Source organism: Sporosarcina sp. NCCP-2331 (genome assembly GCF_023707945.1).
In the GTDB taxonomy this organism is placed as follows: domain Bacteria; phylum Bacillota; class Bacilli; order Bacillales_A; family Planococcaceae; genus Sporosarcina; species Sporosarcina cascadiensis.
Map to the genome: position 1 here is coordinate 72,746 of NZ_BRCD01000010.1, position 13,152 is coordinate 85,897.

Consider the following 13,152-nt stretch of genomic DNA (forward strand, 5'->3'; position numbering starts at 1 on the left):
GCGTGCGGTTGCGAAATAAGGAAAATCCGTTTGAAAATGCTATACTTGAAATAGAACTGAAAGTGGTGATACGATGCGTTTGACAATGTATACTGATTACTCGCTGCGCGTTCTGATTTTTCTTGCTTCCAAGCGCCCTGATGAACTGTCTACCGTTCAGGAAATTTCGGATGCTTATGGAATCTCCAAAAATCACCTCACCAAAATTGTCCACGAGCTAGGAAAACTCGAGCTGATCGAGACAATTCGCGGACGCGGCGGGGGAATACGTCTCAGCGTTGACCCGAAAGACATAAACGTCGGTGAACTCGTACGTAAAACGGAAGACGATTTTCATCTGGTCGAATGTTTTGATCCAAATAAAAACCTCTGTGTCTTATCCTCAGCCTGTCGGTTGAAAGGTGTATTATATGAAGCATTGCAAGCCTATTTCTCTGTGCTTGACGGTTATACGATCGCAGATTTCCTTCATAATAAAGAGGAGATTCATGCGTTATTATTTCCCACTAGTCAATCCTGAGTAATGTGGTAGAATATAAGTATTCATTTTTGGAAGAACTGATTGTACTAGGAGGAATTAAGAAATGTCAAAAGTGTTAGTCATTGGGCATAAAAACCCGGATACAGATTCCATCGCGTCTGCCATTGCGTATGCATATCTGAAGCAGCAAATAGGTGTGGATGCAGAAGCGGTGCGTTTAGGAAACATTTCAAAAGAAACGGCGTATGCATTGGAAACATTCGGTTTTGAAGCGCCGCGTCTGATTGAAAAAGCTTCGCCGGAAGTATCACAGGTTATTCTGGTTGACCACAATGAAAAACAGCAAAGTGTAGACGATCTGGACGAGGTACAAGTTACGGAGGTTATTGACCACCACCGAATCGCGAATTTTCAGACGAATGATCCATTATATTACCGAGCTGAGCCTGTAGGCTGCACGGCAACTATCCTGAATAAATTATTTAAGGAACACGGCGTCGGGATTCCCAAAAATATTGCAGGCCTTATGCTGTCTGCCATTGTTTCCGATTCATTATTATTCAAATCACCGACATTCACTGCACAAGATCAAGCGGCGGCTGATGAATTGACTGCGATTGCTGAAGTGAATGCGGCTGAATATGGGCTGGCCATGCTGAAAGCGGGAGCGGATCTAAGTGCAACTCCTGTCAATGAATTAGTCAGACTGGATGCAAAAGAGTTTTCATTCGGCGATGTCAAAATAGAAATCGCCCAAGTCAACGCAGTGGATTTGCAGGATATTCTCGGACGCCAGGCAGAACTTGAGGAATTGCTTTTACAAGTCATCGAGCAGAAGAACCTGGACCTGTTTTTATTCGTTGTGACAGATATCATCAACAGTGATTCTGTTATCATCGCGCTCGGGAAAGAAGCAGAACGCGCAGGATCTGCGTTTAACGTTTCGTTCAATAATAACTCCGCTTTGCTGAAAGGCATTGTGTCACGTAAAAAACAGATTGTGCCGGTATTGACTGAAGCACTTTCATAAGTATAAGACTGCATGGAAAACGGCAAAACCGTCTCCATGCAGTCTTTTTTTATCCCAGGTCAAGCGGCTCGGTAGCGGGACCTTCCAATACTGAACCATCAGCCCGGAAGCGCGAACCGTGGCAAGGGCAGTCCCATGTCTGATCCCCTTTATTCCAGCGGGTCCGGCAGCCCATATGTGTGCAGATCGGTGAATCTGTACGTGCGATATGTCCGCCCGCGAATTCTTTGACAGTGCGGCCTGTCAATAGCAGAGCCTGACTGAATAAGGCGCCGAAATCCGTACGGCCCGGCGAATACAGCTCAGCGGCCTGGTTTTCTCTGCCCAAGATGGCATCCGAAATGACACGCGCGCTTGCCAATGAATTGGAAAGTCCCCATTTCCTATAGCCTGTACTGATAAAGACATGGGGCAATGAATCCGAAATCACACCGGCATAGGGTACGAGATCAGGGGTGGAAGGATCCTGTGCAGACCACTTATAGACAATGTCCGAGTGCTGGAACGTCGTTTTCAAGTCTTCTGCGATCCGGTCATAATGAATTTGCGTGTCTTTCTCAGCACCTGCCGGATGAGATTCTGCGCTCAGCAGCAAATATGACTGCCCGTCAATCGTTGCTGTGCGGATAGAGCGTTTAGGATTGTCTACGGCAATATACTGATTCATAAAAGAAGTTTCCGTTTTTGCCGCCGCGATATAAGAACGTTCGACATCAAGTTTCATAATCTGCATGCCTGCGAGCGCTTCAATCGGATAATGTGAGCAAATGATGAGCTGCTGATAACTGACTTGCTTAGAAGAAGCGAGTTTGACGAAATGGCGGTCGGTATCAAGCTTAGCGACCTGTGAGTGTTCAAAAATGCGGGCGCCTGCCTCTTCTGCAAGCTTCAGAAGCTTCTGACCGAAACGTACCGGATGAATTTGTGCTTCGTCCTCTATAATCAGTGTATTCGCTGTCTCAAAAGGCAGATCACTTGCCTTGCCTGATAATTTGAACGGTATTCCAATTTCCTCATAGGCTTTCTTTTCCCTCATTAAATCTTCTGTACCTTTTGCAGTCTGCGAATAAAGAGCAGAATGAGCTGCTTGCAGTTCATTGGTATCCGCTATGGAGCGGGCGAATTGCAAAGCATCTTCGTTGGCATTGAAATAAGTTTTTGCGCTCTCGGTATCAAAATGCTTGATCAGATCTGCATACACCAGATCATGCTGCGCAGTCAGTTTACCCGTGGAATTGCCGGTCGCTCCGTGCAGTACACTGTTCTTTTCCAAGAGTACTACGTCTTTTCCCTGCTTCGCCAAAAAATAGGCATTCGCAATTCCGCTCAATCCTCCGCCGATAATTACTACTTCACAGGAAAGATCATCTTGTACAGGGGGATATTTTTCTTGCGGGCCAGCTGTAGCCAGCCATAATGATTCATTCATTTCAACACCTCATTCTGTAAGTTTTACTATTCCAGGCATTTATATTGTTGCCACGTTTTCTTAAATCTAAAATAGAATATAGGAAGGTGGCGGAATAAATGAAAATTGAAGTATGGTCAGACTATGTTTGTCCGTTTTGCTATATCGGAAAAAGACGATTGGAACAGGCGCTGAAGCAGACAGGACTGGAGGGGCAGGTGGATGTGCAATTTAAGGCGTACCAGCTGGATCCGCATACACCGGTTGCTTCCGGTCAGTCGCTGCTGGAAGGATTAGCTGCTAAATTCAACGTCAGCAGGACAGAAGCGGAAAACATGATGAAGAACATCGAAGAACTGGCGGGAACGGTGGGACTTCATTATCAGACGGATAAAATGAAAACTTCGAACACGTTGGATGCGCACCGTTTGGCGAAGCTTGCACAGCAGCATGGTAAAGAAGCGCAGGTTACAGAGCGACTGCTGCATGGTTATTTTGCTGAAGGCGAGCAGATCGACACGGAAGAAGTGCTGCTGGCAATCGCGGAAGAAGCAGGCTTAGATGCAGAGCGGACGAAAGCCGTACTGCGCAGTGATGACTTCAAAGATGAGGTGCAGACGGATATAGAGGAAGCACGGCAAATCGGTGTACAAGGTGTTCCATTCTTCGTCATCAATCGGAAATATGCAATTTCCGGCGCCCAATCTGCCGAAACATTTGCAGAGTCACTGAAAAAGGCGGCAAAAGAAGAAAGTGTTCAGCCTTCATTGCAAGTTCTCGGAGAAGAGAACTTGCAGTGTGATGACGGATCATGCGACATCTGATGCAAAAAAACAGCAGCCAATACGGCTGCTGTTTTGTACTGTTCATACAGAGCCTATTATGGCCCATACCCGCCGGAAAGTCGCTTGAAACATGCGGTGGTAACCTCTTCAATTAAAAAAGATTCTTCCTCACGGCAATCGTCAGCTGAATATCGATAGTATCACCGACCATGACACCGCCGGCTTCTATCGCCCGGTTCCAAGTAAGATCAAACTCCTTGCGTTTGAGCTTGGCGTCTGCCTCATAGCAGGCTTCAAAATTCCCCGGATCTATAGGCGTGACACAGAATAGGACTTTCTTTGTTGTCTGCTTAATGGTCAGATCGCCGTTCATCCGATACATCCCTTCTTGTTCCATCCAATAAATTGAACGTGAAATGAACGTCATGTAAGGAAATGCTGCTGCATCAAAAAAATCCTTTGAGCACAGGTGGATATCACGCTCTTTATTGTCTGTGTCAATCGAGGCTACAGACACTTGAAACTGCACCGTACTCTTTGACAGGTCAGCGGGATCACCCTCTATGTTTCCGGAAAAATCCCTGAAATTTCCTGTGACCGTGGATACCATCATATGAGGAACTGAAAAACCGACAGATGAAGCCGCAGAATCTATTTTCCACTTGCTCACTTTTATTCCTCCTAGGGACTTTAGTATGTAAACTGTAATGGAATATCCGGCAAAAGTCAAAATGAAAAACCTTGTCAAAAATCCTCATTGCAAGCATACTAATAAAGGGATAAGATTGTTTCTGCGTGAGCCGGAACAGGTAAAGTGAAAGGACTGGGTAAAGATGTCAAAACATCGCTGGTTTGAAGATCTTCAAATGAAAATACAGGATGGCTGGTTATTGCTGGATGAACCGTTGAATAAATACACTAAAACTCGTTTAGGCGGCAAGGCGGATGTAGTCGCGGCGCCTGCCACTATAAAAGAAGTGCAAGACACTGTAACTTACGGATACGAAAATAATATACCAATTTTATTGCTGGGAAACGGTTCTAATATGGTCGTCCGCGACGGCGGCGTACGCGGAATCGTTCTGTACATGGCCAATTTTAATAAGATTGAAATCAACGGAAATACGATGATCGCAGATGCGGGCGCACATATTATTGATGCTTCTAAAACAGCAGCCAAAGCTTGTTTGTCAGGCTTGGAGTTTGCCTGTGGAATTCCGGGATCAATCGGCGGGGCAATGGCGATGAATGCCGGCGCTTATGGTGGAGAGATCAAGGACATTATTACGCAAGCAACTGTGATGGACAATACGGGTAAAATTTTTGTGCTGTCAAAGGAAGAATTGGAGTTGGGCTACCGAAAGAGCATCATCACCGAAAAGGGTTATTACGTTCTGTCTGCTGAATTTGAGTTAACGCCGGGTGTACAATGTGATATTGATACGACTGTGGCGGATTTAACCTTTCAGCGCGAGTCAAAACAGCCGTTGGAATATCCCTCTGCTGGCAGTGTATTTAAACGCCCGCCGGGTTATTTCGCGGGGAAATTGATTCAGGACAGCGGATTGCAGGGCAAGGGCTTTGGCGGTGCGGAAGTTTCAACAAAGCATGCCGGCTTTATCGTCAACAAGAATGAAGCGACGGCTGCGGATTATATCCAGACCATTCAAATGGTGAAAGAAGAAGTGAAGAAGAAGTTCGGGATCGATCTCGAGATGGAAGTGAAGATTGTCGGGGAAGAGCTCTCGGAATAAATGATAGGCGCGGCACCGGATGTCTGAGTTTGAGACAGCCGGTGCCGCTTTTTTGCTTGGGAGAGGGATTGGTTCGGCATGTCATGGTATTGGTGCGGTTCAACAAGTTTTTAGTTCGCTGGGACAGTGTATTGGTTCGCTGCTCCGCATGAATGGTGCGGTGCCGGCAAATTTTGGTGCGGCGGACCGCAGTTTTCGCACGGGCGAGCACGGACAAAAAAGGCTGCAGAAGTTAATAGCGAGCTCCTGCAGCCTTTGTAATGTCAGTCGTGAACTCTACACTGAATTTTATTGGTTTCGACGACCTGATCGTCTTCGATCTGAACTTGGCAAATTTTATTGTTCTGCATGAATTTAAAAATGCCGTTGTTAAAGTCCGTACCGATTTCCTTGAAGAAGATCCCTTCATACTGTGCTTGCTTGGATAGGGTGAAATTAATGCGGAATCCTTCGCCGTCAGCTGTCAGATATGCGCGGACTCCTTTTTCAAATGTTCCTTCGACTTCATTTTTGATGGCTCTGTCGACAGAGACTACATGGAAGTCAACGAAAGAAATCTCGCGCAGCAGGACATTCATAAACGAACCCTTCGTGATTTCTTCCCAGCGGCTCTGTGCGGTCTGGCCGATGATGATCTGTGTGATGCCATGCTGATGAGCCACCTCTTTGATGACTTTAGCAGTTGGTCTTTTTTCATTATCGCGAATAATAAATGCTTCGACATCCAGTTCCTCCGCAAGCTCTTGCCAGCGTTCGATGTACTCGGATTTCTCCGCATCGAAGTCGTCGAGCGGCGCCGGGTCGACGGTTAAGATGTAGAGCGGACAGTCCATGATTGCCGCAATTTTATATCCTCTTTTAATGAGACGTTCACCATTTGGACCGTAATACACACAAACGAGAATGCTCTCGTCCATACGGCTTTTCATTTTGCCCATAATGACTCTTCACCTCTTCATATTAGATAAGACTTTTGATTCCTATATAGCATACCTCATTGTACAGCTTAGTCCAGATGTCCAAGAGCATGGTTGACCGCTCTTTGCATGCGGTTTACGGAAAAATAGTGTATACTTTCCAGTAGAGAATGCATTCTCTTCTTAAGGTCTCATTATGCATAACGTATGATGTTCAGTCAAGAGGATGAGGCATCTTATGATAAATTTCTCTTGGAGGTGTAAGGTTGATTACCGTTTTGTTGGCGATTTTTCTGCCGTTTATCGCAGCGTGTCTCGTGCCATTTATACATAAATTTTTGACGGGCCGGCGTATTGGCTGGTTTGTGATGACGGTTCCACTGTTTCTTTTCTTGTTACTTCTTCGTTTAGTTCCTTCACTTTCAAATGATGCTGTTTATCAATATACTTTCCCCTGGATACCTTCAGCAGGTGTCTATTTTTCGACGTATTTAGATGGGTTGAGTATGATTTTTGCGCTGTTGATTACAGGCATAGGCAGTTTGGTAGTGTTTTATTCGATATTTTATCTTTCTGAACGGGAAGCCATTGGTCGCTTTTATACATATTTATTGTTGTTCATGGGTGCGATGCTCGGAGTGGTGTTATCCGATAACTTAATCGTGCTGTATGTGTTTTGGGAGTTGACGAGTATTTCGTCCTTCTTGCTGATTGCTTTCTGGTATCACCGGAAACAGTCCAGATACGGAGCTAAGAAATCGATGCTGATCACTGTGACAGGTGGGCTTTTCATGCTGGCGGGTTTTTTAATGCTGTATACGATGACCGAAACATTCAGCCTGCGTGAATTGATTGCGATGCGAGAAGTTATTGCTGCAGACTCGTTATTCATTCCGGCGATGATTCTCGTATTGCTCGGTGCTTTCACGAAATCTGCGCAGTTTCCTTTCCATATATGGCTGCCGGATGCGATGGAGGCACCGACACCCGTCAGTGCCTATTTGCACTCTGCCACGATGGTCAAGGCCGGAATTTACCTGGTTGCCCGTTTCACACCGGTATTTGCAGGTCACGCAGTGTGGTTTTATGTGGTCTCCGGTGTCGGTCTGCTGACGATGCTCTGGGGTTCAGTAAACGCTGTAAAGCAGACGGATCTGAAAGCTCTGCTCGCCTTTTCGACGGTGAGTCAGCTCGGGATGATCATGAGTCTGCTCGGAGTCGGATCGCTCGCATTTGCGTCTTCTGAAAGTGCGCATATCGCTTTGTTTACAGCCGCAACATTTGCTGCGCTGTTTCATTTGATTAATCACTCGACCTTTAAAGGTTCGCTGTTTATGGTTGTCGGGATTTTAGACCATGAGCTCGGTACTCGGAATATTCAAAGATTAGGCGGACTCGCGACCATCATGCCGATTACGTTTTCGATTGCCTTAATCGGCAGTTTTTCCATGGCAGGTCTTCCGCCCTTTAACGGTTTCTTGAGTAAGGAACTATTTTTTGAAGCAATGCTGTCACTTCAAAATGCTAATTTACTGACACTTGATTCACTTGCTCTGTTATTCCCGATCATCGCGTGGATAGGAAGTATCTTTACATTCATCTATTGTATGGTGATTGTATTCCAATCGTTTTTCGGGAAAATACCTGAGCCATTTCCAGGGCAGCGGGAAGCTCATGAAGCGCCAATTAAAATGCTGATTGCGCCGCTCGTGCTTGCGAGTCTTGTCGTACTGTTCTTCTTCTTCCCTAATATTCTCGGTACTTATATTTTAGGACCGGCAATGGTTGCTGTGTATCCGCAGTTCAGGACGATCGAAGGACTGGTGCCGGAAATTCATGTCTGGCATGGATGGAATATGCCGATCTTCATGACGCTTGGTGTGATCATAGCGGGTATCCTGCTTTATCGTTTCCTGGGCTACTGGAAAGGTGTATATCGTTTAGGGTTTCTGCAATGGACGCTCGACCGGTTGTATAATGCATTTCTGACTTTCGGAGAGAGAGTCGGTACGCTTGTCACGAGAACCTATATGACAGGATCTGTCCGAGACTATGTAGCCTATATTATGCTGATCTTCATTGCGTTAATTGGGATTGGACTCGCCGGTTTTCAGCAGTTTGTTTTTGACTTCTCAAATGATGCACCGGTTGAAATCAATGAAGGCCTAATTGTTTTTGTCATGATGTGTTCGAGTATCGCCATTCTTTTTGCGCGTTCTCGTATTACAGCTATCATTTTGAATGGAGTGCTCGGGTATTCTATCGCAATTCTGTTTGTGGTCTTCCGAGCACCCGATCTCGCACTAACGCAGATTATTGTAGAAACGGTGACGACTGTCTTGTTCTTACTTTGTTTCTATTACTTACCGGAATGGCGTACGGAACATAAATCACGCTCAACGAAATGGCGCAATGGATTGATTGCGACAGCTTCAGGAATCGCTGTGACGGTGGTGGCATTGCTGGTGCAGGGCCATTCGCTGTATCCTTCCATTTCAATTTACTATGAAACAGCTTCGCGCTTGGCGGGCGGATTGAATGTCGTCAATACGATACTCGGTGACTTCCGGGCGTTTGATACGATGCTCGAGGTACTGGTGCTGTTTATCGCAGGACTCGGTGTCTTTTCATTAGTGAAGTTGCGGCGTAAGAGGGGAGCGGATCAAACTGAAGAAAAATGATGTGATCTTGCAGACCGTTACCAAAATTGTATTCTTTATTATTTTGACGTTCGGTGTCGAGCTGTTTTTATCCGGACATAATAATCCGGGCGGCGGCTTTATCGGCGGTTTGGTGCTCTCTTCGGCATTCGTGCTGCTGTATCTGGTGTACGATATCGAAACGGTTCACCGAGGGACCCCTTTTGACTTTAAACGTGTGGCGGCGCTGGGTGTTTTATTGGCTGTCGGTACGGGTGTTTTGTCTATCGTGTTTAATGTGCCTTTTTTATCGCAGGCGACACGTGTAGTGGATCTGCCGGTTTTCGGTGAGACGGAACTTGGAACGATGACGGTTTTTGAAGCAGGCGTCGCGCTGACGGTGCTCGGAACTGTTGTAACGATTATTTTAGGGATCAGTGAGGATGTGGAGTAATGGAAACATTAATTACCCTTCTGGTTGGTGTGCTGGTGGCGGTGGGAGTCTATTTGCTCCTGTCGAAAGAAATGCTGCGGATTATTCTCGGGACAGCGATTTTGTCTCATGCGATTCATCTGTTATTGCTGACGATGGGCGGCTTGAAAAAAGGGGACGTCCCTTTGCTTCAGGAAGGGGCAGCAGAATATACAGATGCGCTGCCGCAGGCGTTGATACTGACGGCCATTGTCATTAGTTTTGCCGTGACGGCCTTTTTATTAGTATTATCCTACCGGGTCTATCAGGAATCAGGCCGCGGATCAGAATTGCGAGGGCAGCGAGATGAATAATTTATTAGTGCTGCCGATGGTCTTGCCGATTTTAATGGGAGTACTGCTGGTATTTTTACGGCCATATATCCGGCTTCAGCGGGCGTTGAGTTTGGTTACGCTGCTTGCTTCAGCCGGAATTGCCGCTTATTGTTTGGAACATATCCGCCATACAGGGATCATGCGTCTGGATTTCGGGAACTGGCTACCGCCGCACGGGATTTTATTTGTTGGCGATTCGTTTGCGATGTTGCTAGTGCTTGCTGCCTGTGTGGTTTCGAGTATCATACTTATTTATGCGTTTAGCACAACGGGTTTACAGACAGAAGAAATGTTTTTCTATCCGTTTGTCTTATTTTTAGTGGCGGGTGTCAACGGCTCGTTTCTGACAGGTGATTTATTCAACTTGTTCGTGTGCTTTGAAGTGATGCTGCTTGCTTCGTACGTTTTGCTGACACTCGGCGGACGGAAGATGCAACTGAAAGAAGGCATTACATATGTACTGATCAATGTGCTCGCTTCATGGTTCTTTTTATTAGGCATTGCCTATTTGTATGGCGCGCTTGGCACGCTGAATATGGCGCATATTGCCGTGCGTGTTGCAGAAGCAGGTCAGGGGCCTCTGCTCACGCTGATCAGTATCATCTTCCTGCTGGTATTCAGTTTGAAAGCGGGGCTGCTGTTATATTTCTGGCTTCCCGGTTCGTATTCTGCACCGCCCACGGCTGTGGCTGCGCTGTTTGGCGCTTTGCTGACGAAGGTGGGCATTTATGCGCTGTACAGGATGTTCACACTGATTTTTGTTCATGATCCACTGGTGTTTCAGATTATTGGTGTGCTGGCGATTCTTACAATGGTAGGTGGCTGCTTAGGAGCGGTTGCGTATTCGGATATCCGGCAGATCGTCTCGTACAATGTCATTCTTTCTGTTGGCTTCGTTTTGACGGGGCTAGCGATTTCTACTACTGCTTCATTTCAGGGAGCGAGCTACTATTTGATTCACGATATGGTCAGCAAGGCGCTGTTATTTTTACTGGCAGGGACGGTCGTCTATTTGACGGGACGCTCGAAGTTTCATGAAATCAGCGGACTGATCCGAAATTATCCGCTTGTGGGCTGGCTGTTTTTCCTGACGATGCTTGCCGTTGCTGGAATTCCGCCGTTCAGCGGCTTTATTGGGAAAGTCTATATCGGTTTAGGGGCGATAGAGGTAAAGGCTTATGTTCTTCTTGCCGTTGCATTTCTGTCGAGTATAGGTGTACTGTATTCACTTCTTCGTATCTTTCTCAACAGTTTTTGGGGTGAGACGACGATCAGTGAAGATGATCAGAAACATTTTGACAAGTCGCTTGGCCTGCCGCTTGTGCTGCTGGCATTGCTGGTTGTCGCAATGGGAGTGGGTACAGAACTCCTTGCACCGTATATCCAGGACGCTGCACAGACGCTGGCAAATCCGGAACTTTATATCCGGGCAGTGCTCGGTGACAATCTAGAATAGAAAGGGGGACGTAGCATGCCGTTGCAGCTTTTGCTGAACTTATTCATCGCGCTTTTGTGGATGTTGCTGATGGATGAAGACGAGCTGAAATTCACAACCTTCTTCATGGGTTTTTTAGTCGGAATTGGGATTATCTTTTTCAGTAATCGTTTTTTCGGCACACATTTTTATTTGCGGAGAATATACGCAGCGTGTAAACTTCTGCTCATTTTCATTCGCGAATTAACGCAGTCGAGTATCGTGATTATTTCACAGATTATCAGGCCGAAATTAAAAATTAAACCAGGAATCTTTAAGTACGAGACTATTTTGACAAGTGACGTGGAAGTGACAATGCTGTCGATGCTGCTAACATTGACGCCAGGTTCGGTCGTAATGGAGGTCTCCCCGGAAGGTAATGAATTATATATTCACGCGATGGATGTAGAGGAATCGCGGGATGGACTGATCAAGCAACTGAAAAACTTTGAAAAGGCGATTATGGAGGTGACACGATGATTGAAGGCATGCTGACTGTATCTGTCATATTATTTGCGCTGACAATTTTAGTGGCGGTCATTCGTATCATATTAGGTCCTTCATTGCCGGACCGCGTTGTAGCGCTGGACGTGATAGGTGTGAACTTGATTGCGACGATTGCGGTGGTGTCAGTGATGATGAAGACCAAAGCATTCTTGGAAGCCATTTTGATTCTAGGTATTCTTTCATTCATCGGGACCATCGCGTTTTCGAAGTTTATCGAGAGGGGGAAAATCGTTGAACGTAAGCGAGATGGGTGAGTTTGCAGGTGCGCTCTTAATTTTAACTGGTGCAATTGCGAGTATTTTAAGTGTATTTGGTTTGATTCGGCTGCCGGACGTCTATACCCGTTCGCATGCAGCCACAAAGAGCTCGACTCTGGCTGTCCTATTGACCCTTTCAGGGGCGTTCGTCTATTTTCTGTCCTCTGAAAACTTTATCAGTGTTCGGCTGCTGCTCGGAATAGGCTTTGTATTTTTGACGGCGCCGGTTGCAGGCCACGTCATCATCCGGGCTGCCTATCGTTCGAAGGTCAAACTCGCGGATATCTCAACGGAGGACGAACTGTACGAGAAAATTCACGGCGAGAAACAGATGCCGCCGAATGAAGACTGATTCTAAACACCGGGTCTGCTGTTTTGCAAGTCGTGAATTAAGTGGTGCGATTCCGTTTCTCGATTTTGCAAGTGGTTTGAATATGGTATGTGTCTGCAGTTTAAACTCGCTTCGGCGCTGGGAGATTGCCTTACGCTGTGAACCTACTGGCGAAAAGCGTGGCTATCTGCCAAAGAAGCTTGGCGGGTGATCATAGTATCCGCTCAAGCGCTCATAGACCAACCTCAGCCGCTCATACACACCGGCCACGTGATCGTTCGGCTCGGCCGCGTGATCATACCGCATCCCGAGGTGATCATTGAACCGGTCTTCGTGCTCATAGCCGCTCTGCAGTTATGCTTCCGCTGATGTTGGGAATATACGTCATGCTGCTTTTTTGCAGAGTGCGAATGAAGTTGGTGTGGTTTCGTTTCTCGACTTTGCTAACACATTGATCACAAGAATCTGAGTCATTTGTGAATGATAAGTATTGCATGAACACCATACTTATTATAATAATCTAAGACTGTATGCTCATTCTCGTACTCACATAAAAAATATTGAAACGCCAGCCAGTGTACCGGAGTGGAAGGCAACCTAAGTACGCCGCATCCTGCGGCAACGGTTGCATGACTCACTTCGTGTGAGCCCGCGGCTAAAAACACTCGGGGAGGATCAGCCCGATAGGATGAGACAACTAAAGGGAGCGAAGCGAGAGCCGTCACGAAGAACGGCTTTTGCGAGTAAAAGCGAAGCGTTAGG

The 13,152-nt window shown here is 46.4% G+C and carries 14 protein-coding genes; 11 read left to right on the top strand and 3 right to left on the bottom strand.

Features of this window, described 5'->3' with window-relative positions:
• Window positions 1-73: 73 nt before the first annotated feature.
• The gene (locus tag NCCP2331_RS07785) at window positions 74-520 is read left to right on the top strand and encodes an RrF2 family transcriptional regulator (RefSeq protein WP_153723178.1); all 447 of its coding nucleotides are present in this window, start codon (window positions 74-76) and stop codon (window positions 518-520) included.
• Between the two features lie 64 nt (window positions 521-584).
• Window positions 585-1,511 carry a manganese-dependent inorganic pyrophosphatase gene (locus NCCP2331_RS07790; RefSeq protein WP_251669789.1) on the top strand — a complete coding sequence of 309 codons (927 nt, stop codon included), beginning with the start codon at window positions 585-587 and terminating at the stop codon, window positions 1,509-1,511.
• Between the two features lie 49 nt (window positions 1,512-1,560).
• On the opposite strand, the gene NCCP2331_RS07795 is transcribed toward NCCP2331_RS07790, so the two are convergent.
• On the bottom strand, window positions 1,561-2,940 hold the full coding sequence (locus NCCP2331_RS07795) for an FAD-dependent oxidoreductase (RefSeq protein ID WP_251669791.1): 1,380 nt from the start codon (window positions 2,938-2,940) through the stop codon (window positions 1,561-1,563).
• Window positions 2,941-3,038: 98 nt separating this feature from the next.
• Here NCCP2331_RS07795 and NCCP2331_RS07800 point away from each other — a divergent pair, with 98 nt between their 5' ends.
• Window positions 3,039-3,743, top strand: a complete 705-nt coding sequence (locus NCCP2331_RS07800) for a DsbA family oxidoreductase (RefSeq protein ID WP_251669793.1) — start codon at window positions 3,039-3,041, stop codon at window positions 3,741-3,743.
• Between the two features lie 112 nt (window positions 3,744-3,855).
• Here the strand turns inward: NCCP2331_RS07800 and NCCP2331_RS07805 are convergent, their stop codons facing one another.
• Entirely contained in the window at window positions 3,856-4,374 is a 519-nt protein-coding gene (locus NCCP2331_RS07805; protein ID WP_251669795.1) for a YceI family protein, read from the bottom strand.
• Window positions 4,375-4,537: 163 nt separating this feature from the next.
• On the opposite strand from NCCP2331_RS07805, the gene murB reads away from it, so the two are divergent.
• Complete coding sequence (murB, locus tag NCCP2331_RS07810; RefSeq protein ID WP_251669798.1) at window positions 4,538-5,458, top strand: UDP-N-acetylmuramate dehydrogenase; 921 nt, start codon at window positions 4,538-4,540, stop codon at window positions 5,456-5,458.
• A gap of 263 nt (window positions 5,459-5,721) precedes the next feature.
• Here the strand turns inward: murB and NCCP2331_RS07815 are convergent, their stop codons facing one another.
• Entirely contained in the window at window positions 5,722-6,396 is a 675-nt protein-coding gene (locus NCCP2331_RS07815) for a universal stress protein (RefSeq protein WP_153723184.1), read from the bottom strand.
• Between the two features lie 245 nt (window positions 6,397-6,641).
• Here NCCP2331_RS07815 and NCCP2331_RS07820 point away from each other — a divergent pair, with 245 nt between their 5' ends.
• Genes NCCP2331_RS07820 through NCCP2331_RS07850 form a run of 7 tightly spaced genes read left to right on the top strand, consistent with a single transcriptional unit; the run spans window position 6,642 to window position 12,411 of the window.
• The gene (locus tag NCCP2331_RS07820; protein ID WP_194841195.1) at window positions 6,642-9,056 is read left to right on the top strand and encodes a Na+/H+ antiporter subunit A; all 2,415 of its coding nucleotides are present in this window, start codon (window positions 6,642-6,644) and stop codon (window positions 9,054-9,056) included.
• Complete coding sequence (locus NCCP2331_RS07825; RefSeq protein ID WP_153723185.1) at window positions 9,043-9,468, top strand: Na(+)/H(+) antiporter subunit B; 426 nt, start codon at window positions 9,043-9,045, stop codon at window positions 9,466-9,468. The genes NCCP2331_RS07820 and NCCP2331_RS07825 overlap by 14 nt, the downstream gene beginning before the upstream one ends.
• Window positions 9,468-9,800, top strand: coding sequence for a Na(+)/H(+) antiporter subunit C (locus NCCP2331_RS07830; RefSeq protein WP_153723186.1), 333 nt, complete (start codon window positions 9,468-9,470; stop codon window positions 9,798-9,800). Before NCCP2331_RS07825 ends, NCCP2331_RS07830 begins: the two co-directional genes overlap by 1 nt.
• Complete coding sequence (locus NCCP2331_RS07835; RefSeq protein WP_153723187.1) at window positions 9,793-11,277, top strand: Na+/H+ antiporter subunit D; 1,485 nt, start codon at window positions 9,793-9,795, stop codon at window positions 11,275-11,277. Before NCCP2331_RS07830 ends, NCCP2331_RS07835 begins: the two co-directional genes overlap by 8 nt.
• Before the next feature lie 15 nt (window positions 11,278-11,292).
• A complete protein-coding gene (locus NCCP2331_RS07840; protein ID WP_251669800.1) occupies window positions 11,293-11,775 on the top strand; it encodes a Na+/H+ antiporter subunit E in 483 nt (160 codons plus the stop codon).
• Window positions 11,772-12,056 carry a Na(+)/H(+) antiporter subunit F1 gene (locus tag NCCP2331_RS07845; RefSeq protein ID WP_153723189.1) on the top strand — a complete coding sequence of 95 codons (285 nt, stop codon included), beginning with the start codon at window positions 11,772-11,774 and terminating at the stop codon, window positions 12,054-12,056. Before NCCP2331_RS07840 ends, NCCP2331_RS07845 begins: the two co-directional genes overlap by 4 nt.
• A complete protein-coding gene (locus NCCP2331_RS07850; RefSeq protein WP_153723190.1) occupies window positions 12,034-12,411 on the top strand; it encodes a Na+/H+ antiporter subunit G in 378 nt (125 codons plus the stop codon). Before NCCP2331_RS07845 ends, NCCP2331_RS07850 begins: the two co-directional genes overlap by 23 nt.
• The last annotated feature ends 741 nt before the right edge of the window (window positions 12,412-13,152 follow it).

What these genes read in the sequence shown, in the direction of transcription:
- NCCP2331_RS07785 (WP_153723178.1), top strand. Translation starts at nt 74, where the DNA reads ATGCGTTTGACAATGTATACTGATTACTCGCTGCGCGTTCTGATTTTT.
- NCCP2331_RS07790 (WP_251669789.1), top strand. Translation starts at nt 585, where the DNA reads ATGTCAAAAGTGTTAGTCATTGGGCATAAAAACCCGGATACAGATTCC.
- NCCP2331_RS07795 (WP_251669791.1), bottom strand. Translation starts at nt 2,940, where the DNA reads ATGAATGAATCATTATGGCTGGCTACAGCTGGCCCGCAAGAAAAATAT.
- NCCP2331_RS07800 (WP_251669793.1), top strand. Translation starts at nt 3,039, where the DNA reads ATGAAAATTGAAGTATGGTCAGACTATGTTTGTCCGTTTTGCTATATC.
- murB (WP_251669798.1), top strand. Translation starts at nt 4,538, where the DNA reads ATGTCAAAACATCGCTGGTTTGAAGATCTTCAAATGAAAATACAGGAT.
- NCCP2331_RS07815 (WP_153723184.1), bottom strand. Translation starts at nt 6,396, where the DNA reads ATGGGCAAAATGAAAAGCCGTATGGACGAGAGCATTCTCGTTTGTGTG.
- NCCP2331_RS07830 (WP_153723186.1), top strand. Translation starts at nt 9,468, where the DNA reads ATGGAAACATTAATTACCCTTCTGGTTGGTGTGCTGGTGGCGGTGGGA.
- NCCP2331_RS07835 (WP_153723187.1), top strand. Translation starts at nt 9,793, where the DNA reads ATGAATAATTTATTAGTGCTGCCGATGGTCTTGCCGATTTTAATGGGA.
- NCCP2331_RS07840 (WP_251669800.1), top strand. Translation starts at nt 11,293, where the DNA reads ATGCCGTTGCAGCTTTTGCTGAACTTATTCATCGCGCTTTTGTGGATG.
- NCCP2331_RS07845 (WP_153723189.1), top strand. Translation starts at nt 11,772, where the DNA reads ATGATTGAAGGCATGCTGACTGTATCTGTCATATTATTTGCGCTGACA.